This window comes from Duganella sp. FT27W (assembly GCF_009295655.1).
GTDB classification, from domain to species: domain Bacteria; phylum Pseudomonadota; class Gammaproteobacteria; order Burkholderiales; family Burkholderiaceae_D; genus Rugamonas; species Rugamonas zoogloeoides.
Genome location: NZ_WHIV01000003.1, coordinates 500,433 through 522,377 on the forward strand (window position 1 = coordinate 500,433; position 21,945 = coordinate 522,377).

At 64.2% G+C, this 21,945-nt stretch carries 16 protein-coding genes; 5 read left to right on the forward strand and 11 right to left on the reverse strand.

The annotated features are described in order from the left end of the window. Positions 1-28: 28 nt before the first annotated feature. From F8197_RS14035 to F8197_RS14055, 5 genes are all read right to left on the reverse strand, one after another. Positions 29-1,066, reverse strand: coding sequence for a diguanylate cyclase (locus F8197_RS14035; RefSeq protein WP_373996873.1), 1,038 nt, complete (start codon positions 1,064-1,066; stop codon positions 29-31). 35 nt (positions 1,067-1,101) lie between these two features. Next, a complete protein-coding gene (locus F8197_RS14040; protein ID WP_152882366.1) occupies positions 1,102-4,176 on the reverse strand; it encodes an efflux RND transporter permease subunit in 3,075 nt (1,024 codons plus the stop codon). Between the two features lie 13 nt (positions 4,177-4,189). After that, positions 4,190-5,329, reverse strand: coding sequence for an efflux RND transporter periplasmic adaptor subunit (locus tag F8197_RS14045; RefSeq protein WP_056144434.1), 1,140 nt, complete (start codon positions 5,327-5,329; stop codon positions 4,190-4,192). A 27-nt stretch (positions 5,330-5,356) separates the two neighbouring features. Beyond that, positions 5,357-6,925, reverse strand: a complete 1,569-nt coding sequence (locus F8197_RS14050) for an efflux transporter outer membrane subunit (RefSeq protein ID WP_152882367.1) — start codon at positions 6,923-6,925, stop codon at positions 5,357-5,359. Positions 6,926-7,114: 189 nt separating this feature from the next. Beyond that, the gene (locus F8197_RS14055) at positions 7,115-7,747 is read right to left on the reverse strand and encodes a hypothetical protein (RefSeq protein ID WP_152882368.1); all 633 of its coding nucleotides are present in this window, start codon (positions 7,745-7,747) and stop codon (positions 7,115-7,117) included. 241 nt (positions 7,748-7,988) lie between these two features. Here F8197_RS14055 and F8197_RS14060 point away from each other — a divergent pair, with 241 nt between their 5' ends. Next, on the forward strand, positions 7,989-9,668 hold the full coding sequence (locus F8197_RS14060) for an alkaline phosphatase family protein (RefSeq protein WP_152882369.1): 1,680 nt from the start codon (positions 7,989-7,991) through the stop codon (positions 9,666-9,668). Positions 9,669-9,726: 58 nt separating this feature from the next. On the opposite strand, the gene F8197_RS14065 is transcribed toward F8197_RS14060, so the two are convergent. Continuing rightward, positions 9,727-10,095 (reverse strand): response regulator, encoded by a 369-nt coding sequence (locus F8197_RS14065; protein ID WP_056144424.1) that lies wholly within the window; start codon positions 10,093-10,095, stop codon positions 9,727-9,729. A 137-nt stretch (positions 10,096-10,232) separates the two neighbouring features. Between F8197_RS14065 and F8197_RS14070 the strand changes: the two genes are divergently transcribed. The 4 genes from F8197_RS14070 (at position 10,233) to F8197_RS14085 (ending at position 15,987) form a co-directional block, all read left to right on the forward strand. Continuing rightward, positions 10,233-11,804, forward strand: a complete 1,572-nt coding sequence (locus F8197_RS14070) for a carboxylesterase/lipase family protein (RefSeq protein ID WP_152882370.1) — start codon at positions 10,233-10,235, stop codon at positions 11,802-11,804. A gap of 271 nt (positions 11,805-12,075) precedes the next feature. Further along, positions 12,076-14,442, forward strand: a complete 2,367-nt coding sequence (locus F8197_RS14075) for a M1 family metallopeptidase (RefSeq protein ID WP_152882371.1) — start codon at positions 12,076-12,078, stop codon at positions 14,440-14,442. Beyond that, a complete protein-coding gene (locus F8197_RS14080; protein ID WP_152882372.1) occupies positions 14,442-14,933 on the forward strand; it encodes a DUF6702 family protein in 492 nt (163 codons plus the stop codon). The genes F8197_RS14075 and F8197_RS14080 overlap by 1 nt, the downstream gene beginning before the upstream one ends. Positions 14,934-15,129: 196 nt before the next feature. Further along, entirely contained in the window at positions 15,130-15,987 is an 858-nt protein-coding gene (locus tag F8197_RS14085) for an alpha/beta hydrolase (RefSeq protein ID WP_152882373.1), read from the forward strand. Between the two features lie 30 nt (positions 15,988-16,017). On the opposite strand, the gene F8197_RS14090 is transcribed toward F8197_RS14085, so the two are convergent. From F8197_RS14090 to F8197_RS14110, 5 genes are all read right to left on the reverse strand, one after another. Further along, positions 16,018-16,611: a nucleotidyltransferase family protein gene (locus F8197_RS14090; RefSeq protein WP_152882374.1), complete on the reverse strand. Its 594-nt coding sequence runs from the start codon at positions 16,609-16,611 to the stop codon at positions 16,018-16,020. A 5-nt stretch (positions 16,612-16,616) separates the two neighbouring features. After that, complete coding sequence (locus tag F8197_RS14095) at positions 16,617-18,281, reverse strand: methyl-accepting chemotaxis protein (protein WP_152882375.1); 1,665 nt, start codon at positions 18,279-18,281, stop codon at positions 16,617-16,619. Between the two features lie 115 nt (positions 18,282-18,396). Further along, the gene (locus F8197_RS14100; protein ID WP_152882376.1) at positions 18,397-19,989 is read right to left on the reverse strand and encodes a rhodanese homology domain-containing protein; all 1,593 of its coding nucleotides are present in this window, start codon (positions 19,987-19,989) and stop codon (positions 18,397-18,399) included. Then, positions 19,986-20,567 carry a cysteine dioxygenase gene (locus F8197_RS14105; RefSeq protein ID WP_152882377.1) on the reverse strand — a complete coding sequence of 194 codons (582 nt, stop codon included), beginning with the start codon at positions 20,565-20,567 and terminating at the stop codon, positions 19,986-19,988. The genes F8197_RS14100 and F8197_RS14105 overlap by 4 nt, the downstream gene beginning before the upstream one ends. A 13-nt stretch (positions 20,568-20,580) precedes the next feature. Further along, positions 20,581-21,921 carry an LLM class flavin-dependent oxidoreductase gene (locus F8197_RS14110; protein ID WP_152882378.1) on the reverse strand — a complete coding sequence of 447 codons (1,341 nt, stop codon included), beginning with the start codon at positions 21,919-21,921 and terminating at the stop codon, positions 20,581-20,583. Positions 21,922-21,945: the final 24 nt, after the last annotated feature.

Genomic DNA, 21,945 nt, shown 5'->3' on the forward strand with positions numbered 1-21,945 from the left:
GCCAACAACGCCAGCCTGCCCAGCCGCCTCACCCGCGCTCCTCCACTACTCCCGCCACCCGCACCGCATTACGCCCACCCTCCTTGGCCGCATACAGCATCCGGTCCGCCTGCTCCAGCCACTCCGATGCGACGCCGCCGCGCGGCATCGGCGCCACGCCGATCGACGCGGTGATCGGGTGGCCGTCAAGCAGCGGTGCGGCGGCGACTGCGCTGCGCAGGGTCTCGGCCAGCTTGCCGGCTGCGCGCAGGCCGGCGCCGTTGGCAATGATGGCGAATTCTTCGCCGCCGTAGCGGAATATCTCGTCGGTCACGCGGGTGTGGTGGCGCAGCACGTCGCACAGGCGACGCAGCACTTCGTCGCCGGCCGGATGGCCGTGCTGGTCGTTGACCTGCTTGAAGTGATCGAGGTCGAGCAGCAGCAGGCAGGCTTCCGGTTGCGGACGGCGCTCGGCTGCGTAGCCGGCCAGCTTGCTGTCGAAGGCGCGGCGGTTGCCCACGCCGGTGAGGAAATCACGCTCGGCCTCGATGTGCAGCTCGCGGTTCTGCAGGCCGGTGCGGTGCGAGAAGATGTAGGCGAACAGGTTGACCAGCGAAATCGTCACCACCACCGTGAGCAGGTTGAGCATCTCCATCTGCGGCAACAGAAAGGCCACCAGCACCAGCAACGACACACTGTTGATGCCCAGCGCCACCTTGGGCCGCAACATGAAAAACGCCGCGATCATGGTGGGATACACCCAGTACACCAGCGCCAGCCCGCGCAGGTAGATCGTGGCCAGCATGCCAGCTGAGTAAAACAGCGTCACGCCCAGGCTGGCCAGCTTGTAGCGGCCCGTGTGCCACACGTGCACGATCACCGACAGCATGGCCAGCACCAGCGCCAGGTCCACCGCCGCCGACAGCCAGGCCCCCTGCCACAGCCGGTACAGGCCGAACGGCAGGATGCTGGGAATGCTCAGCGCGCACATGATGATCAGGATGACCTCTTCCTTGCTGCGCTTGCGACGGTCGGACAACCACGCGAACGGGCTGTCCTTGTTGTTTCTCGAATCTGGTATCGGCACTGCTGGTCTCTTCTATTTATTGTTACAACGCCGTGTTATCCCGGCGCGTGTTGAACTGCTCCAGCCGGCTCGGCGCCGCTCTTTTGCGGCGCCGCCTTGTGCTCCCCGGCCAGGAACATATACATCGCCGGCACCACGAACAGCGTAAACAAGGTGCCGATCGACAGCCCGGTAAAGATCACCAGTCCCATCGCATGGCGGCCGGCCGCACCGGCGCCCGATGCAATCACCAGCGGCACCACGCCAAACACCATGGCCGCCGTGGTCATCAGGATGGGCCGCAGCCGGGTGGCGGCAGCTTCCTCGATGGCCTCGCGCTTGGTCTTGCCGGCTTCGCGCAGGTGGTTGGCCACCTCCACGATCAGGATGCCGTGCTTGGAAATGAGTCCCATCAGGGTCACCAGCCCCACTTGCGTATAAATATTGATCGAGGCGAAGCCGAGGAAGATGAACATCATCGCGCCGAACAGTGCCATCGGCACCGAGAACAATATCACGATCGGATCGCGGAAGCTCTCGAACTGTGCGGCCAGCGCCAGGAACACGATCACTACCGCGAAGCCCATGGTCAGACCGAAACCGCCCGACTCGTTCATGAACTGGCGCGATGAGCCGGCGTAGTCGATGGTGTAGCCCGACGGCGCCACCTCGGCCACGGCGTTGCGCAGGTACTCGAGGATCTCGCCCTGCGACGCGCCTGACACGCCGGAGATGGTGGCGGAATTGAGCTGCTGGAAGCGGGTGACCGATTCCGGCTGCACGCTGTACGAGATGCTGGCGACGGTACTGGCCGGTATCATCGCACCGGACGGCGTCTTGATGTGGAAGTTGAGCACATCGGACGGATTGAGGCGGTCCACCTGCCGCACCTGCGGGATCACCTTGTACGAACGGCCCGCGATCGAGAAGTAGTTGACATAGCCGCCGCCCAGCGCGGCCGCCATGGCGTTGCCGAAGTCCTGTTGCGTCAAGCCCAGCGTGGCCAGCTTGTCGCGGTCCACATCGACCTTGGCCTGCGGCGAATCGATTTTCAGATCGACGTCGGCAAAATAGAATTTCCCTTCCTTGGTGGCCTTGTCGAGCACCGCCTGCGCCACCGTGTTGAGGTTCTCGAACGGTTCGGTGGTGGTGATCACGAACTGTACCGGCAAGCCCGAGCTGCCCGGCAGCGCCGGGAACTGGAACGCCGCCACGCGGCCACCGGCCACGTTGCCCCAGCGCTGTTGCAGCTCCTGCTGGATCTCGTGCGCCGAGCGCGAACGCTTGTCCCACGGCTTGAACAGCACCCCGCCGATGCCGGCATTGGTGGTCGGTACGCCCGTGATCTGGAACATCTGGTCGTACTCGGGCAGCGATTTTGATATCTCGAAAATCTCCTTGGCATACGCCTGCATCTGGTCAGACGTGGCGGTAGGCGCGCCTACCACCTGCGCCAGCACGATGCCCTGGTCTTCTTCCGGCGCCAGTTCCGACTGCGACATGGCAAACATCACGCCCAGCAGCCCGGTAAGGATCACGCCCAGCACGATCAGCACCGCCCAGGTTTCGAGCAGCTTGTGCAGCACGCGCAGATAGCCGTCATGGACTTTTGCGAAGGTGCGGTCGATGAACTTGACGAACTTGCCCTCGTCCTGGTGCTCGTTGAAGAACCGCGCGCACATCATGGGCGAGAGCGTGAGCGCGACGATGCCCGACACCGCCACCGCGCCGGCCAGTGTGAATGCAAACTCGGTGAACAGCGCGCCAGTCAACCCGCCCTGGAAGCCGATCGGTACATATACGGCGATCAGCACCACCGTCATGGCCAGGATGGGACTACCGAGTTCGCGCGCGGCCTGGATGGCGGCGTCGTACGGCTTCATGCCCTCCTTCATGTGACGATCGACATTTTCCACCACGATGATGGCGTCATCGACCACCAGGCCGATGGCCAGCACGATGGCCAGCAGCGTGAGCAGGTTGATCGAATAGCCGAACATCAGCATCACGAAGAAAGTGCCGATCAGCGACAGCGGCATGGCGATCACCGGCACGATCACCGCGCGCAGGCTGCCCAGGAACAGGTAAATTACCACCGTGACGATGATCAGCGCTTCCACCAGCGTGTGTACCACCTCGACGATGGACGTGTTGATGAACTCCGTGGAGTCGTACACGATTTCGCCGGTGAGCCCCGCTGGCAGCTGCTCGCGTATCGAAGGAAACACCTTGCGCACGCGCTCGGCCACGTCGAGGATGTTGGCGTCGGGCGCCACCTTGATGCCGACGAATACCGACCGCACGCCGCTGAACGCGACGTTGAAGTCGTAGTTCTCGGACCCCAGCGTGACGTTGGCGATGTCTTCCAGGCGCACGATGGCGCCGCCGCTTTGGCGCACGGCCAGCGCCTTGAATTCCTCCACCGTGTGCAGATCGGTGCCGGCCGTGAGTGGCACCGTCACCATCTGCCCCTTGGAGGCGCCGAGGCCGGCCAGGTAGTTATTCGCCGCCAGCGCGGCGCTGACCTCGGCGGCGGTCACGCCGTGGGCAGCCATCTTGTCGGCGTCGAGCCAGGCGCGCAGGGCGAACTGGCGCGCGCCCAATAGCTCGGCGGTCTGCACGCCGTCGATCGAATCGAGCTTGGGTTTTACTACGCGGGCGAGGTAGTCGGTGACATTATTGGTGGGCAGCGTGTCGCTGTAAAAGCCCATGTACATGGCGTCGGTGGTTTGCCCCATCTGCACACTCATCACCGGCTGCTGCGCCTGCGCCGGTAACTGGTTGCGTACCGAGTTCACCTGCGTGGTGATCTCGGTCAGCGCGCGGTTGGAATCGTAGTTCAGCTGCAGCGTGGCGGTAATCGTGGATACGCCGCTGTTGGACGACGACGACAGGTAGTCGATCCCCTGCGCCTGGGCGATGGCCGCTTCCAGCGGCTGGGTGATGAAGCCGGCGACGGTGGCGGCGTCGGCCCCGTAGTACGTGGTGGAGATGGTGACCACCGCGTTTTGCGTCTTCGGATACTGGTTGACCGGAAGGCTGAACAACGAGCGCAGGCCCAGCACCACGATCAGCAGGCTGACCACGGTAGCCAGCACCGGCCGTTTGATGAAGATGTCGGTAAAGTTCATGGCGCGGGCATCCTCACTGTTCCTGCGGCGTGGGGTTCGGGCTGTTGGCCGGCTGCACGCGGTTGTTGATCACCGCCGGCGTGCCGTTCTTCAGTTTCAGCTGGCCGCTGGTGACCACGGTCTGGCCTTCCTTGACGCCGGTGAGCACCGCCACCTGGTCGCCGCGCGTGGGGCCGGTGGTGACGAACACCTGCTGCGCGATCAGCTGGGGATTGCCCTTGTCGTCTTTCGGTGCATCCTTGCCGGTGCCCTGCGCCAGCACGAACACGGTGGAGCCGTAAGGATTATAGGTAATCGCCGTCTGCGGCAAGGTCAGGTATTTTTTCAGCGCGCCCTGCTCCAGGCTCACGTTGGCGAACATGCCGGGCAGCAGTTGGCGTTTCTGGTTGGGCACCGTCGCCTGCACCTGCACGTTGCGCGTGGCCGCATCGACCTTGGGACTGATGGCGGTCACCTTCGCATCGAACGACACGCCCGGATAACCGTCGCTGGTGAGCTTGAGCTTCTGGCCCACGGACAGTTCGGCCACCTGCTTTTGCGGCACGTAGAAATCGACATACACGGTATCGATGGTTTGCAGCGTGACCAGCGTGTCGCCGGGGTTCAGGTACTGGCCCGGGTTGACGGCGGTGATGCCCAGCTTGCCCGCAAACGGCGCGCGGATGGTTTTCTTGTTGACCAGCGCCTGCTGCTGGGCAGCGAGCGCCTGCCGGCTTTTCAGTTCGGCCTCGCTGTTATCGACTTGCGCCTGGCTGATCGCCTGCGCCCCCAGTTGCAGCTTGTCGCGCTTGAGCGTGGTGGCGGCCAGGTCGGCGGCGGCCTGCAGCGAACGCAATTGCGCCTGGTCCGATTCGGCATTGAGTTCGAACAGCACCTGGCCGGCTTTGACCTCGTCGCCCGACTTGAAATTGACCTTGCGGACCAGGCCGGCGATTTCGGTGGTGACATCGACGCCGCGCACCGGCGCCAGCGTGCCCACGGCGCTAATCTGCGGCTGCCATTCGGACGCCGTGACCTTGATCGCGGTAACCGTCTGCGCACCGGGCTTGGGCGAGCTGGCGATCAGTTTTTGTATCTGCAGATATTTACCGAACGCCAGCGCGGCGACCAGCAAGATCACGCATCCAACCATGATGAGCATACGCTTGGTCATGAAACTCTCTCCTGCGATAGAGGTGTATTAGGGATTCTGGCTGATAGTCGACAAACTCGGCATGGTGGAGACGGGTACAGCGGCCGGCACGCCGTCGGCGCGGTTCCACCAGCCGCCGCCCAGCGCCTGGAATAGCGCGGCGGTATCGGCATAGCGCGCGGCCTGCGCCTGCACCAGGCCGATATGCGCCTGCTGGAACACGCGCTGGGCGTCGAGCAGCGACAGGTAGCTGATCGCCCCGAGCTTGTACTGCTCCTCGGACAGCGCCAGGGTTTCGGCCGCCAGCGCCTCGGACTCGGCTTGCGCGGTGAGCGCGGCGGCGTCCGATTCGAGCGCGCGCAGGCTGTCGGCCACGTTCTGGAACGCGGTAAGCAAGGTGGCGCGATACTGGGCCGCCGCCACATCGTAGGCCGCCTCGGACGCGCGCTTGCGGGCGCGCAGCGCGCCGCCGTTGAAGATCGGTGCGGTCAGGCCGGCAGTGAGGCTCCAGATGGCGTTGTCGCCCTCGAACAGTTTGCTGAAGGTGGGCGACGCCGACCCGTAACTGCCGCTCAGGGTAAATTGCGGATACAGGGCGGCGGTAGCGACGCCGATATCGGCGCTGGCCTGGCGCAGCAGCTCCTCGCTGGCGCGAATGTCGGGCCGCTGGCGCACCAGCGCCGACGGCAGCGATACCGGCAATGCCTCGGGGAGCGTGAGCGAGGCCAGCGTAAATTCGGGCATGCCGGCCTCCCCCGGCAGCTTGCCCGCCAGCGTGGACAGCAGATGGCGCGTTTGCGCCAGCGCTTTTTCCAGCGGCGGCACGGTAGCTGCCGTTTGCGCCACCAGGTTGCGCTGGCTGAGCACCTGGGCGCGCGCGATGGCGCCAAACTCGAACTGCTTCTCGATCACGTTCTGCTGGCGGGTGAGCGCAGCCAGCACGTCACGCGTGGCCTGCAACTGTGCGCGCAGCGAGGCTTCCTGGATGGCGGCCGTGACCACGTTGGCCGACAGCGCCAAATACGTCGCTTCCACCTGGTAGCGCTGGTAGTCCACCGCCGCCTGCGCGCCTTCGAGCGTGCGCCGGGTGGCGCCGAACACGTCGGGCGTGTACGACACGTTGACCGAGGCGTTGTACAGATTGAGCACGGCGGCCTGGGTACCGCCAGGCGTGGCGACCTGGGTTTTCTGGCGCGACGCGCCCAGCGCGCCGTTGACGGCCGGGTACACCAGTTGCCCCGCCTGGGCATTGTAGTTTTCGCGCACCTGGCGCAGCGCCGCTTCGGCCGCCGCCATATTGGGGTTTTGCGCCAGTGCGCCGCGCAGCAACTGGTCGAGCGCGGGCGACTGGAACACCGACCACCACTGGGCCGGGATGTCCATGCCGGTGACGAAGCGCTGGGCGGCGCCGCCGGTGCCGGGGCTGGAAGTGGTCTGCGCGGGTATTGGTTCGGGGGTGTAGCTGGCGCCGTCCGCTACCGGCGCGGGCGGAGCTTTGAAGTCCGGGCCCACCGCACAACCGGCCAGGCTGGCCAACCCGACCACCAGCGCCAGCACGCCAACATGACGTACATGGCGTACCTGATGTACGTAAGCGCGCAACGTCCGTTTATCCATAGACCGACTCCCGTGGTGCAGGGAGCCGGAGTGCTTGCGCTCCGCAGCCTGCTGTCTCGAAAAAGGTAAACATCAGCTAACATAGTCGCATTTTTTGCGACGGCGGTGTTCAATTGTCACGCAGTCCCGCGAAAAAAAACGGGCTTTGCCCGGCAGGCAAAACCCGTCTCGCGTAGCGATTTTGGCTGGTCAGGCGGCAGTAGCAGCGGCGGATACCACGCCATAGGCGCGGTTGGCTTCCACCAGCGAGAATGCCGACGGACCATCGGCCAGCGCGTCGAGGCGGCCGGCGCCGGCGGCGATGCGGTAGGTCAGCGGCTCCTGGTAGCGGCGCAATTCCTCTTCGCTCACCTTGCCGTCGTGGTCGGCGTCGGCTGACAGGCTGTCGCGGCCCGGCATCAGCAGCAGGCCGTTCTCGTCGATGCCCGGCAGAGGCGCGGGTGGCGGCAGGCTGTCTTCCGCCAGCGGCTCGCTGCCGAACTTGGCGCGGTAAGCCTGGGTTTCAGGACGCTGGGAGAGGTTCTTGAGAGCGGCATCGAAATCCTTGAGCGCCTGTTTGAGGCCGTCGTCATCGGAATCCGACAAGGCTTGCAGCGCGGCGGCCTGGCCGCCATCGGCCTGGGTGTCAGTGGACGTATCGTTGCTGGTATCAACAGCACTGGCGGCATTAAACCCTGGCAGCGACAGATAGGCGGCGATCGAGGCGCCGGCGTCGTCATCCGCGCGCGCCTGCGCCGGTGCGATGTGCTGGGTTCCCTGCGACTTTTCCGCGACCACTACTGCCGACAAGGTGCCGCCACCAATACTGTTTACCGTAATCATTTTTCCGCTCCCGAAGAGAGATTCCTCACGACATCATTCTAGCAATTTTTTTTCCAAGAGGCACGTAATTTAGCGGCTCACCGAGCAGATTAGTGTGTTTTTCCCAACGGAAACTTTGCCAGTATACCTAGCTCTTATGTCACGAGGCGGTCACATGAATCCCTTAATCTGTCGCCCGGCCCATGGTACGCTATGCGCCGTTGCACATCGTTGTTATTCCATCTACCAGAAAACCACCCACATGACGAAATCACTGTCCTTGCCCGCCCTCGTGATCGCCGCGTCCAGCTTTGCGCTGCACGCATGCGCCTTCGCCGCCCCCGCCAATGTAACCGCTGCGCCGCAACCGAAGCTGGTCGTGGTGCTGGTGGTGGACGGCCTGCCGAACGAGCAGGTGCAGCGCTATCGCGACCAGTTCGGCAAGGATGGCAAGGGCGGCCTGGGACGCATGCTGGCCGAAGGGGCCGCCTTCAGCAACGCCCACCAGGCGCACGGCGTGACGGTGACCGCCATCGGCCACTCGGCAGTGCTTACCGGCGCGTACCCTTACGTGCACGGCATCATCGGCAATAACTGGATCGACCCGACCACCAAAAAATCGGTGTACTGCACCGAAGACACCAACTACACCTATATCGGCGAACATACCGACCCGAGCGACGGCACGGCGCCGACCAGGCTGCGCGTCGATACGCTGGGCGACCAGCTGCGCTACGCCTCCGGCAACCGCAGCAAGGTGATTACCGTTTCGGGCAAGGACCGGGGCGCGATCCTGCTGGCCGGTAAAACCGGCACCGCCTATATGTATATGGAACAAACGGGCAACTTCGCCAGCAGCACCTTCTATATGCCGGCGCACCCGGCCTGGGTCACGCAGTACCAGGCCGGCAAGCCGCAGGACCGCTACTACGGCAAGACCTGGAGCGCGCTGCTGCCCGACGCCGCCTATGCCGGCGACGCCCACGACGACCTCACCCCCGCCAAGCCGGGCGGCCATAACCGCCTGCCATACACTTATTACAGCGAGAGCGGCCAGATCGACGCCGGCTACTACAACAGCCTGAAAACCGGCCCGTACCTGGACCAGCTGACGCTGGACTTCGCGCGCGCGGCGGTGGAAGGCGAAAACCTGGGCCGCAACGATAGCGGCGTGCCGGACCTGCTGGGTGTGAGCCTGTCGGCGCACGATTACGTCAACCACGCCTACGGCCCGGAAAGCAAGCTGTCGCACGACCACTTGCAGCGCGTGGACCGCATGCTCGGTGAATTCTTCAACTACCTCGACAAGCGTATCGGCATGGACAACGTGCTGGTGGTCCTCACCGCCGATCATGGCTTTGCCAACACGGCGGAATTCTCGAACCAGCAGCGCAGCGAATCGAAGCGCATCAACGGCGACCAGTTAATGAAGGACCTGGGCCAGCACCTGTCCGACAAATTCGGCGGCGCCAAGCTGCTGGCCGCCTGGTCGCTGCCCAACATCCACCTCGACTACGCAGCCGCCGACAAGGCCGGCCTGCGCCACGCCGACGTGGAAGACGCTGCCGCCCAGTTCCTGCTGAACCAGCCGGGCGTGAGCGACACCTTCACCCGCACCCAGTTCGAGAGCGGCGCCGTCACCGGCACCCGCATCGCCACCCTGATGCGTCGCGCCTGGAACCGTGCAGCCTCGGGCGACCTGATGGTGATCACGCGTCCATACTGGTACTTCGCCAGCGGCGCCACCGGCACCACCCACGGCTCGCCGTACGCCTACGACACCAACGTGCCGTTGATGATCATGGGTAAACGCTGGATCAAGCCTGGCTACTACGGCCAGTACGCCGAAGTGGTGGACATTGCGCCGACGCTGGCCAACATCCTGCGCGTGCGCCCGCCCGCAGGTTCCGAAGGCCGCGTGCTGGTCGAGACGCTGAAGTAAACGCCAAACCGGATTCCCGCCTGCGCGGCAATCCGGTCATTTGACAGCGCCCGGCTGATCAGTTCAGGGTATTGAGGTAGTGGTTCAGGTGTTCGAAGTTGAGCGGCTTCGAGAAGTGCTGGGTAAACCCGGCAGCCACCGCCTTCTTGGCCGAGTCGTTGTCCGCCGAGCCGCTGAGCGCAATGATCGGCAGCGCTTCGGCGCCCGGCATGCGGCGGATTGCGCGCACCGCGCCAAAGCCGTCCATCCACGGCATGCCCAAATCCATGATGATCGCGCGCGGCATCCCTTCGCGCACCCAGTCGCATGCCTCGTAGCCGTTATGGGCGGACGCGGTTTCGTAACCGTGGTGCTGCAGCATGGCCGACAGCATTTCCACCATTTCGACATTGTCGTCTACGACCAGGACTTGTTTTGCGCTTGCCATGATGGACCTCGTTGTGATTGTTGATGGGTTGATCGTAGCAACGCGCCAGTGCCCTGTATGTTCGCCAGCGTACTCTTGAGCGACGCTGGAATGATGGCCAGAGTATAGTTGTCGTTTTCCTCATTACTGAACATGACATGACCCATGCCTCCCGCCTGTTGTTCGCCGCCAGCGCCCTGGCGTTTGCCTCCCTGCCCGCCGCCTCGCAGGCGGCGCCTGCCCAGGCGCCGCGCGCGATGACCGCCACTGGTGTTGTCGAAGGCGCGGTGCTGGCCACCGGCGTGGCGTCGTACAAGGGCATCCCGTACGCGGCGCCGCCGGTGGGCGACCTGCGCTGGCAGGCGCCGCAACCGGCGCAGGCGTGGCGCGGTGTGCGCCCGGCCACGCAGTTCGGACCGCGTCCGATGCAGCTACCGCTGTTTGCCGACATGGTGTTCCGGTCCGACACCGGCAGCGAGGACTGCCTGTATCTGAACGTCTGGACGCCGGTAAAACCCGCCAAGGTCAAGGGCGCCAAGCTGCCGGTGCTGGTGTACTTTTACGGCGGCGGCTTTGCGGCCGGCGACAGTTCGGAGCCGCGCTACGACGGCGCCGCCATGGCGGCCAGGGGCATCGTCACCGTGACCGTCAATTATCGCCTCAACGTGTTCGGCTTCCTGGCGCACCCGGAACTGTCGGCCGAATCGCCGCACAAGGCCTCCGGTAACTACGGCCTGATGGACCAGGCAGCGGCGCTGCAATGGGTAAACAGGAATATCGCGGCGTTCGGCGGCGACCCGGCGCGGGTGACCATCGCCGGCGAATCGGCCGGTTCGTTCTCGGTCAGCGCACAAATGATCTCGCCGCTGGCAAAGGGCTTGATCGCCGGCGCCATCGGCGAGAGCGGTTCGCTGCTTGGCCTGCATGCGCCGCAAACGCTGGCCGATGCCGAACGGACCGGCGCCGCCTTCGCCGCCAAAATCGGCGCAGCCGACCTGGCTGCGCTGCGCGCCCTGCCGGCCCAGCAACTGCTCGACGCCATTCCCGCTACCCGTACCGGTTTCTTCGTGATCGAAGATGGCTACGTGCTGCCACGCTCGCCCGAGATCCTGTACGCGGCCGGCCAGCAAGCCAGGGTGCCGCTGCTGGCGGGCTGGAACTCGCACGAGGGTTCTTTTAAACAGGTGCTGGGCCAGGACGAACCCACCGTGGACAACTTCAACACCGCGCTGCAAAAACTCTACGGCGACCAGGCCGATACGGCGCGCCTCGCCTACCTGGGCGCAGGCGCCTCGGCTGACGAGGTGGCAACGGCCGCCACCAACCTGGCCAGCGACCGCTTCATTTCGTACGGCACTTGGCGGTGGCTCGACAGCCATGCACGCAACAGCGGCAAGCCGGTGTACCGCTACTACTACACGCGCGCGCGGCCCGGCGACACGGGGGCGGCCCATTCGACCGAAATCGAATACGCACTTGGCAACCTCGATGGCAACAAGACCTATGCGTGGACACCCGAGGACCGCGCGCTGTCGAAGCAGATGCAAGGCTACTTCGCCAACTTCATCAAGACCGGCAACCCCAATGGCCGCGGCCTGCCGAAGTGGCCGCGGGCGCTCCCCGGCGCCGGCTCGCCGGTGATGCTGCTCGATGTCGAACCGCGCGCTATCGCAGCGCCCGACGATGCCCGCTTCGAGTTCCAGGACGCGGTGGCGGGACGGGTGCGTTAGTCAACTGTAGTACACGCCGGTGCGCGGCAGGCGGCTGACCACCGGCAGCTCGACAATGGTGCAGCAGCTGTGGCAGACCTGCGCCAGGCAGGTTCAAAACAGTGCAGTCCGGTCCGGCTTTGCACTGGCTTGGTGACAGCTGTGACTATCCAAATACACTAATCGTATAAACCATATGTTGGTTTGTATATTATTGTATCTGCGGGAAATAATTCAGAAGGTTGCTATACACTACTTCCTTTTATTCGGGCAAAGAGCAGGAACACAAACTATGCGCACAACCTTCGGCTTCATGGCCTTATGCTTGACCGTATCCGCGTTTGCGGCGGAACCTTTCGACGACAAATTCCGTCAACTGGACGAAGTTCTCCCTACCGCCAACACCTATCGCACGGCTTCCGGCGCCCCCGGCGCGGCCTACTGGCAGCAGCGCGCCGACTACACCATCCGCGCCACGCTGGACGAATCGAAGCGCTCTTTGACCGGCTCGGAGCAAATCCGCTACCACAATAATTCGCCCGACACCCTCACGTACCTGTGGGTGCAGTTGGACCAGAACATCTACAAAAAGGATTCCGACGCGCGCATGATGCTCACGCAGCCGTCGCGCGACGCGTGGACCAAGCCACGCGGTGCCGAAGACGGCTTCAAGTTCGAGGGACTGCGCGGCGTGCTGGCCGGCCGCGACTTCGATGGCGGCTTCAAGATCAGCGCGGTGACAGCCGGCGGCCAGCCGCTCAAGCACGTCATCAACCGCACCATGATGCGCATCGACCTGCCAACGCCGTTGAAGCCGGGTCAGACCTACAGCTTCAATATCGACTGGTCGTACAACATCAACGAGCAGCTGGTGCTGGGCGGGCGTTCCGGCTACGAGCACTTCCAGGCGGACAAGAACGACCTGTTCGAAATCGCCCAGTGGTTCCCGCGCATGGCGGCCTACTACGACGTGACGGGCTGGCAGCACAAGCAGTTCCTCGGCTCCGGGGAGTTCACGCTGGAATTCGGCGACTACGATGTGAAACTGACGGTGCCGGCCGACCACGTGGTGGCCTCCACCGGCGAACTGCAAAACCCCGGCGATGTTTTGAGCGCAGCGCAGCGCGACCGCCTGGCCAAGGCCAGGACGTCGGACAAGCCGGTGGTGATCGTCACCCAGGCCGAAGCAGAGCAAGCTGAAAAATCGGTCAGTACCGCGTCGAAAACCTGGCACTTCAAGGCCGCCAACGTGCGCGATTTCGCATGGGCGTCGAGCCGCAAGTTCATCTGGGATGCGCAGGGCTACAAAAAGGGCGGCACCAATGTGCTGGCCATGTCCTACTATCCGAAAGAAGGCAATCCGCTATGGGAGAAGTACAGCACCCAGTCGATCGTGCACACCATCGAGCAGTACAACAAGTACAGCTTCGACTACCCGTATCCGACCGCGATCTCGGTCAACGGCCCGGTGGGCGGCATGGAGTATCCGATGATCTCGTTCAATGGTCCGCGTCCGACCAAGGACAAGAAGACCGGCGAAATTTCGTATTCGCAGCAGACCAAGTATGGCCTGATCGGCGTGATCATCCACGAGGTAGGCCACAACTACTACCCGATGATCATCAATTCCGATGAGCGCCAGTGGACCTGGATGGACGAGGGCCTCAACACCTTCGTGCAGTATCTGGCCGAGCAGGCGTGGGAAGACAACTACCCGTCGCGTCGCGGCGAAGCGCGCAACATCGTCGACTACATGCGCAGCCAGAACCAGGTGCCGATCATGACCAACTCGGAGTCGCTGCTGCAGTTCGGGAACAACGCCTACGCCAAGCCGGCCACCGCGCTCAACATCCTGCGCGAAACCATCCTGGGCCGCGAGCTGTTCGACTACGCGTTCAAGGAATACGCGCAGCGCTGGAAATTCAAGCGCCCTACCCCGGCCGACTTCTTCCGCACCATGGAAGACGCGTCGGGCACGGACCTCGACTGGTTCTGGCGCGGCTGGTTCTACACGACCGACGCGGTGGACATCAGCATCGATGGCATCAGCGAGTACGGCGTCAACACCAAGGACCCGGAAAAGGAAAAGGCATGGCGCCGCGCGCAGAAGGAAGCGCAACCGATCTCGATTTCGCAGCAGTTGAACAAGTCCCTGCCGAAGCGCACCGACGCGCACCCGGAGCTGAAGGACTTCTACAACGAGCATGACGAATTCACGGTCACCAACAAGGACCGCAACACGTATGCCGAAGCGGTGGACAAGCTCGAACCGTGGGAAAAGCAGCTGCTGGACCAGGGCAAGCATCTGTACCTGGTGGACTTCTCCAACGTGGGTGGACTGGTGATGCCGCTGATCCTGGAGATTGAGCTCAAGAGCGGCAAGAAGTACGTTGAGCGCATTCCGGCCGAAGTATGGCGCTACTCGCCGAAGAAGATCACCAAGTTGATCGTCACCGACGAGCCGATGGTGGGCCTGACCCAGGACCCGTACTGGGAAACCGCCGACATCGACACCAGCAACAACGCCTGGCCGCGCAAGCCGACCCAGTCGCGCCTGGAGCTGTTCAAGACCGAGCGTGACAAGGTCAACCTGATGCGCGACTACAATACGCCGTTGAAGGCCAAGGACGACAAGTCCAAGGCCGAAGCAGGTAATTGATGGTTCTGCGTTTGCTACGCTGCGGCGCCGCCGCGCTGGTGTTCTCCAGCGCGGCGGCAAGCGCCCATAACTACCACATGGGCATCGCCGACATCAGCTACAACGCGCGCACCGGCAGCACCGAAATCGTCCACACCTACACCGCGCACGATGTCGCTACGCTGCTGACCAAACAGGCCGGCCGCGTGGTGGACCTGGGCCAGCCGGGCAGCGAAGCGCTGCTGCGCAAGTACGCCGAAAAGCAGTTCACCATATCGGGCCGCAAGGGCGAACGCCTGCCGTTGACCTGGATCGGCATGAAGGCCGATGCGGACAGCGTGGTGATCTTCCAGGAAATCGCCCGCACCCGCCTCGGCGCAGGATCGCGCATCCATAACGCGGTACTGACAGACCTGATTCCGGCGCAGAAAAATACCGTCAATGTGCAGGTGGATGGGCCGGTGAAGACGTTGATCTTTGACCAGGGGAGTCTGGACCAGGTGGTGCCGTAGTACGAGATGAGCGCTCTACTGTGAGCAATGACGGACCAAGCTTCATCGGGTTTTCCTGAAAAGTGCGCAGCGTGATCGTGGAATTCCCACAGTGTGCTGACAGGTTACAATTAATGCAAATCAATCTCACCAAACCAGCTTAACCGCAGCTATGCCATGAAAGCTGCCTTACACCCTCGACCAAAGCCATTGCCCCATGCGCCTGCGTACCCTCCTCGTTACCCTGCCCCTGGCAGCCATCGTGCTCGGTACCTCCGCCATCTGGATGGTGGGTTCATCCTTGATCGCGGTATCGCCCTACCAGGTGCCACTAACGGGTCTCGAAGCGCAGAGCCTGTCGCTGCGGGCCAGTGCCGATCAGTTGATCGCTGGCAGCTATCTGGCCGGTCGCGGCCAAGGCGGCGTCCTGCTGCTGCACGGTATCCACAGCGACCGGCGGCAAATGGCGCAGCGTGCGCGCTGGTTGCAGCGCGAAGGTTACGCCGTCATGCTGATCGACCTGCCCGGGCAAGGCGCCAGCACGGCAAATACGGTGACGTTCGGCCTGCGTGAAGCGCAAGGCGTGCGCGTGGCACTCGACGAACTGCGGCGCCGGACGCCAGGCCAGCGTATCGGCGTGATCGGCGTCTCGCTCGGCGCGGCATCGCTGGTGCTGTGCCGCGACTGCGGACGGGTGGATGCGGTGGTGCTCGAGTCGATGTATCCCACCATCGAGGAAGCTGTTACAGACCGCCTGCGCATACGGCTCGGCGCCATCGGCGGGCCGCTGTCGTCCTTGCTGTTATGGCAGTTGCCGCTGCGGTTGAACATCGGCCTGGATGAACTGCGCCCGATCGACCATATGGCCGAACTGAAGGCGCCGGTGCTGATTGCCGCCGGCGACCTGGATCAGCACACGATATTGAATGAGACCCGACGCCTGTTCGCGGCGGCTGCGCAGCCGAAGCAATTATGGGTAGTAAATGGCGCGGCACATGTCGACTTGCATGTGTTTGCACCTGAAGAATACGAGCGGCGTATCGGCGATTTTATGGCGCGTCACCTAAGACCGTAGCGGAGCAGCAGGATGTATATTTCGCTGAGCTTAAGCTTCCTGCACTGAGACCTTCGGCCAACGCTCGGCATAACGCTTGCTCCGGGTGCGGTTTAAAAACGTCTCCTCGCTCACACGCACTGGATTGCGCCGGACTCGCATCTCGAATAAATCATCGAGGCCCCAAGGCGCGATGATATGCAGTGCGTCATTTTCGTCGAGGCAGATGCCGACCGACGTGGCAAACTCCGGCCATGTCGCCACCGCCTCCGCGAGACTGTGCAGCGGCGTGACAGGATATCCGAAATACTTTTCAAACCACAGGTGGACATGGGCTTGATTCGTCACCTCCCAGGGCAAACCCGGACAGGCATGAGCGATTATTTCCTGGTGCCGCGTCTCTTCTTCCGGTAACTCCTGCGCGTCGAAGTACGCAAGGTCGATATCGGCAAGATCTGATGGCGTTGCGTAGCCATGTAGGTGGTCCCACACCAGGTTACGCACCGCGCCCGCACCAATGCACCAGGAAGGCAGCCCCAGCGACCTGGCCGCGCGAAGCGCGTGCATGAACCATGCAGAGCAGCTTGCGATGGCCTTGAGTTTTTCAGAGTGTTCTTCTGCCGGCAGTGTCAAACAAGCCGCCATGCCGGTTAAAACGCTTCCCACTCATCGGCAGTCGCCGCCGGCGCCTTCAACTTCGGCTGCGCCCTGGCCGTCACGCGTGGTGCAGCCTTGGCTGGTGCTGGTTTCGCTGCCGGCTTGGCACCCTGCCCCGCCGCGATGGTGAATGCGGCCACCGTCTGCTCCAGCATGTCGGCCTGTTCGCGCAGCGTCTCGGCGGCGGCGGCGGTTTCTTCGACCAGTGCGGAGTTTTGCTGGGTGGTGCCGTCCATCTCCGTGATCGCGCGGTGGATCTGGGCGATGCCGTCGTTCTGCTCCTGGGTGGCGGCGCTGATCTCGGCCACGATGTCGGTCACCTGGCGGATGCTCGATACCACTTCGTGCATCGTGGTACCGGCTTGTTCCACCAGCCTGGTGCCCGAACCTACTTTTTCCACCGAGTCGTCGATCAGCGTCTTGATTTCCTTGGCGGCGGCGGCCGAGCGCTGCGCCAGGTTGCGCACTTCGCTCGCCACCACGGCAAAACCACGGCCCTGCTCACCGGCGCGCGCTGCTTCCACGGCAGCGTTCAGGGCCAGGATGTTGGTCTGGAAGGCGATGCCGTCGATGACCGAGATGATGTCCACGATCTTGCGCGACGATTCGTTGATCGACCCCATGGTCACCACCACCTGCTCCACCACCGCGCCGCCCTCGGAGGCAACCTGCGAGGCCGAGCGGGCCAACTGGTTGGCCTGGCGCGCGTTGTCGGCGTTCTGGCCGACAGTGGACGTCAGTTGATGCATGCTGGCGGACGTCTCTTCCAGTGCCGCCGCCTGGCTGGCGGTGCGCTGCGCCAGGTCGCCGGTGCCGGCGGCGATCTGGCTCGAGGCCGAACCTACTGCACCGGTGGACTCGCGCACGGTGTCGATCACGCGGCCGATCTGCGCCAGCAGCTGGTTGAAGGCCACCGCCGTCTGGCCGATTTCGTCCATGCGCGCAACCGGGATCTTGCGCGTGAGGTCCAGCGTCTCGCTCACGTGCACCAGCGTGCTGCGGATCGATTCCAGGCTGCCCTTGATCAGTTTATACAGCTGCCAGGCCAGCGCACCGGTGACCAGCAGCGCCAGCGCCACCACGCTTACCAGCAGGGTGAAGGCGAAATCGTAGGCTTTCACGCTTTCGTCGCGGATGTCGGCAATCAGCTTGTTGTTGTAGGCGATGTGGTCGTCGAAACCCTTGGTCAGCGCGGCGGCGGTGAGCGCCAGCGGCGTGCCCGGCATCAGCGTGGCGCGCACGGCGTCCATGTCGCCGGCGTGGGCGCCCGCGATGAACGGCACCAGCGCCTGGCGGTAGGCGGCCATGTGCTGTTTGTCCTCTTCCAGCATCTTGCGGTCGGTCTCATCGAAAATGCGATTTTTCTCGTAGCTGGCCAGCACCTCGTCGAACTTGGCGTGGGCGTCGTTGTAGGCTTTGTCGAGCGCCGTCTTGTCTTCCAGGTTGGAGAACACCGACAGGCGGTAGCCGGCCAGGCGCGTGGCGGCGGCATAGCTCTTGGCGGAGTTCAGTCCTTCAATGCTCGGGATCAGGCGGGTTTGCACCATGTCCAGGCGGTGGTGGGCGTTGGATAGCTGGGACAGGCCAGTGACGCCAACGAAAATCAGGGCCAGCAAGGCCACTGACAAGGTCAAGATCAAGCGTTTAGTGATACTCATAGACTTTTCCATGGAGGTGAGGGGGTGGCGACCATCTTGACGCGGCCTCCTGCCACTATACCCGCACCATTTCCAATGGGCAATTATACTAACGGATTAACTATAAAGTTATTGCTTAAACCACGTGGAAGCCATGGGTACCGTCGCGCCCCAGCTGCGCCACCAGGCCGAACTCCCAGTCCAGGTACGCCTGCATGGCCTCCGCACGGTTGTCCGTGCCTTCGTACGGCCGGCGATAGCGGTCGATCAGCGGCGACGCCAGGCGCTGCTCGCCCGACTCCACCGGCAGCCCTGCGTCGGCCCACGCGGTGGTGCCGCCCGCCAGCACCACGACCGGCAAGTCGGTGAGCGCCTGCACGTCGGCCGCCGCGTAGCGCGCCAGCAGGCTGCTGCCGCAGGTGAGCACGTAGCGCTTCGCGCCTGCCGGCAGCCGCGCCAGCGCCGCCTTCAAGTCCGAACGCAGCGCGAACCAGGCGCCGGGAATGTGGCGCTTGACGTGGTTGACGCCCGAGGTAAAGTCCAGCACCACGGTGCCGTCGGCATCGTCATCGAGCCAGCGCGCCAGCGTGGCCGGATCGATTTCCTCCACCGGCGCGTGCGGCGGCAGGTCGGCGCTCCACGGCGTGGTCACGTTGAAATGCTGCGCCTGCGCGCCGTCGAGCACATACACCTCGTGGTTCATCTGGCGCAGCCAGTGCGCGGTGAGGTTGGCGCGCACGCCGTCGGTGTCCGCCAGCACGAAGCGCGCGCCGCGCACCGGTGCGAACTGCTCGGTTTCCTGCACAAGCTGGCCGCCAGGCGCGGAGCGGAAGCCCGGCAGGCGGCCATCGGCAAATTCCGCCGGGCTGCGCACGTCCAGCAGGTACGTGGTGCGGCCGGCTTCCGCGATCAGCTGCGCCAACCCTTCATGCGCCACGCGCAGCACGCCGGCGCGGTCGGCCAGCGCGCGAGCATCCGAAGCCGCCTGGCGATGATTGGCTTCCGTGGCCGGCGGATAGGTGCGCGACTGGCCGTGCGCCAGCTTCTGCCCCGCCAGGGTCCAGCCGATGGTGCCGTTGCGCAGCGCCGAGACGGGATTGGGCACGCCGGCGTTGATCAGCGACTGGGTACCGATGATGCTGCGCGTGCGGCCGGCGCAGTTGACGATGATGCGGGTGGCCGGATCGGGCGCCAGTTCCCGCGCGCGCAGCGCCAGCTCGGCGCCCGGCACGCTATAACTGCCCGGGATGCTCATGGTCTGGTATTCGTCGTAGCGGCGGGCGTCGAGGATGATGATGTTGTCGCCGCCGTCGATCAGCGCCTGCACTTCCGGCGCCGACAGCGATGGCGTGTGGCGCTGTTCCTCCACCAGTTCGCCGAACGATTTGCTGGGCACATTCACATCGCGGAACAACTCGCCGCCGGCATCGCGCCAGCCATCGACGCCGCCCGCCAGCACGGCCACATCGAGGTAGCCCAGCTGGCGCAGGCGCGCGGCGGCCGGTGCGGCCAGGCCTTCACCGCCATCGAGCGTGACGATGCGCACGTTGCGGCGCGGCAGCTTGGTATAGGCATCGAGCTCGATGCGGCCGAACGGCAGGTTGGCGGCAAACAGCGGGTGGGCCTGGGCGTGCGGGTCTTCCTCGCGCACGTCGAGCAGCGCGATTTCGCGGCCGGCCAGCAGGTCGGCGCGCACGTCTTGATAGGTGACGGTAAGATTTTGGGTCATGGTTGATTGGCGTAGCCGGAACGAAAAGGTTTCACAGCGCCCTCAGGCGAGAAGACGCTGCGGTCCACCGCGCCGATGTCGGCGCCATAGACATGGATGCCGATCGACACGCGGTCGGCGTAGGCATTGAAGACCTGGTGGATGTCGCCCAGCGATGGCGAGACGGCGGTCACATCGCCGGTCTCGAGCCGCTGCGGCGCTCCCAGTTTGACCAGCGCGCCGTCGGCCGTGCGCTCGAAGTCCTGCGAAATCTCGGCGCCGCGCAACAGCCCGATCAGGCCCCACACGGTATGGTCGTGGATGGGCGTGGACTGGCCCGGGCCCCACACGAAACTGACCACGGAAAAGCGCGCCTGCGGATCGCGGTACAGCAGGTACTGGCGATAGTATTGGGCGTCGGGCTGGGCCAGGTCGTCGGGCAGCCAGTCGTCGTGGGCCACCAGGTCGCGCAGCAGTGTCGCGCCCTCGCGCACCACGCGCGGTTCGTCGGCGCCCGCTTCCAGCACGCGGCCCAGGTCCTCGATGAAGCGGCGCAGCCGGGGCGGCGCCGGCTGTCCGGTGGCGATGGTGTCTGCCATGGTTACTCCCTGATTACGCGGCCTGGCGGCGCGCGGCGGTGTTGCGGTTTTCCGGCACGTCCAGGCCCAGATTACCACGCAAGGTGGTGGCCTCGTACTCGCGCCGGAACAGGCCGCGCTCCTGCAGCACCGGCACCACGTGGGTGATGAAAGCATCGAGCTGGTACGGCAGCGCCTCGAACAGGATGAAACCGTCGGCAGCGTCGTTGAGGAACCAGCGCTGGATCGCATCGGCCACCTGCACGCCGGTACCGACGAACTCCTTGCGCGGGCTGGCGTAACGCAGCGCAGCCTGGCGCAGCGTGAGATTTTCCTCGCGGGCGGTGCGGATGATGCGCTCCGACGAGCTGCGGTTGCTGTCGGCGCCATATTGGGCGATGTCCGGGAACGGGCCGTCGAGCGGATACTGGGTCAGGTCATGCTCGTTGAAGGAGCGCGCCAGCGCCACCAGCGCATCTTCGATGCGGATCAGCCCTTCGGCCTGGCGATGCAGCGCCTGCGCTTCTTCTTCGGTGGCGCCCACGATGGCACGCAGCGCCGGCAGCACGCTGGCCTGGTGCGGCGCGCGGCCGAAGGCGGCGGCGCGCTTCTTGATGTCGGCATAGTACGCCTGCGACGATTCGATGGTGGAGCCTTCGGTGAAAAAGGCGTCGGCATACCGCGCCGAGAAATTGCGGCCGTCTTCCGATGCGCCGGCCTGGAAGATCACCGGCTGCCCCTGCGGCGAGCGGGCGATATTGAGCGGTCCGCGCACCGAGAAGAACTCGCCCTGGTGGTTAAGCGTATGCAGCTTGGCCGGATCGATGAACTGGCCCGTCTCCTTGTTGTGCACCAGCGCGTCGTCCTCCCACGAATCCCACAGTCCCTGCACGGTGGTCAGGTGTTCGGCGGCGATGCGGTAGCGTACCTCGTGCGGCGGGTGCGTCGGTTTGCCGTAGTTCTCGGCGCTGCCCGACAACCACGAGGTGACCACATTCCACCCCGCGCGGCCACGGCTGATATGGTCGAGCGACGCAAACTGGCGCGCCACCGTGTACGGCTCACTGTAACTGACGGTGAGCGTGCCCACCAGGCCGATGTTTTTGGTATGGGTGGCGACCGCCGAGAGGATGGTGAGCGGCTCGAAGCGGTTGAGGTAATGGGGACTCGATTTTTCGGTGATATGCACGCTGTCGGCCACGAACAAGAAGTCGAACTTGCCCTGCTCCGCCAGCTTGGCCTGGCGCAGGTAGAAGTCGATATTGGTGCTGGCCGTGGGATCGGCATCGGGATGGCGCCAGTCGCCCCAGCCAGGGCCTACGCCGTGGAGGATGAAGCCGAGTTTGAGTTGGCGCGGTGCTTGATGTGTGCTCATGATGACTCCTTGTATCAATTCCTT

Excerpts from the sequence above, each read along its gene's own strand:
- F8197_RS14040 (WP_152882366.1), bottom strand. The coding sequence starts at position 4,176 with ATGAACTTTACCGACATCTTCATCAAACGGCCGGTGCTGGCTACCGTG.
- F8197_RS14045 (WP_056144434.1), bottom strand. The coding sequence starts at position 5,329 with ATGACCAAGCGTATGCTCATCATGGTTGGATGCGTGATCTTGCTGGTC.
- F8197_RS14050 (WP_152882367.1), bottom strand. The coding sequence starts at position 6,925 with ATGGATAAACGGACGTTGCGCGCTTACGTACATCAGGTACGCCATGTA.
- F8197_RS14055 (WP_152882368.1), bottom strand. The coding sequence starts at position 7,747 with ATGATTACGGTAAACAGTATTGGTGGCGGCACCTTGTCGGCAGTAGTG.
- F8197_RS14060 (WP_152882369.1), top strand. The coding sequence starts at position 7,989 with ATGACGAAATCACTGTCCTTGCCCGCCCTCGTGATCGCCGCGTCCAGC.
- F8197_RS14065 (WP_056144424.1), bottom strand. The coding sequence starts at position 10,095 with ATGGCAAGCGCAAAACAAGTCCTGGTCGTAGACGACAATGTCGAAATG.
- F8197_RS14070 (WP_152882370.1), top strand. The coding sequence starts at position 10,233 with ATGACCCATGCCTCCCGCCTGTTGTTCGCCGCCAGCGCCCTGGCGTTT.
- F8197_RS14075 (WP_152882371.1), top strand. The coding sequence starts at position 12,076 with ATGCGCACAACCTTCGGCTTCATGGCCTTATGCTTGACCGTATCCGCG.
- F8197_RS14080 (WP_152882372.1), top strand. The coding sequence starts at position 14,442 with ATGGTTCTGCGTTTGCTACGCTGCGGCGCCGCCGCGCTGGTGTTCTCC.
- F8197_RS14085 (WP_152882373.1), top strand. The coding sequence starts at position 15,130 with ATGCGCCTGCGTACCCTCCTCGTTACCCTGCCCCTGGCAGCCATCGTG.
- F8197_RS14090 (WP_152882374.1), bottom strand. The coding sequence starts at position 16,611 with ATGGCGGCTTGTTTGACACTGCCGGCAGAAGAACACTCTGAAAAACTC.
- F8197_RS14095 (WP_152882375.1), bottom strand. The coding sequence starts at position 18,281 with ATGAGTATCACTAAACGCTTGATCTTGACCTTGTCAGTGGCCTTGCTG.
- F8197_RS14100 (WP_152882376.1), bottom strand. The coding sequence starts at position 19,989 with ATGACCCAAAATCTTACCGTCACCTATCAAGACGTGCGCGCCGACCTG.
- F8197_RS14105 (WP_152882377.1), bottom strand. The coding sequence starts at position 20,567 with ATGGCAGACACCATCGCCACCGGACAGCCGGCGCCGCCCCGGCTGCGC.
- F8197_RS14110 (WP_152882378.1), bottom strand. The coding sequence starts at position 21,921 with ATGAGCACACATCAAGCACCGCGCCAACTCAAACTCGGCTTCATCCTC.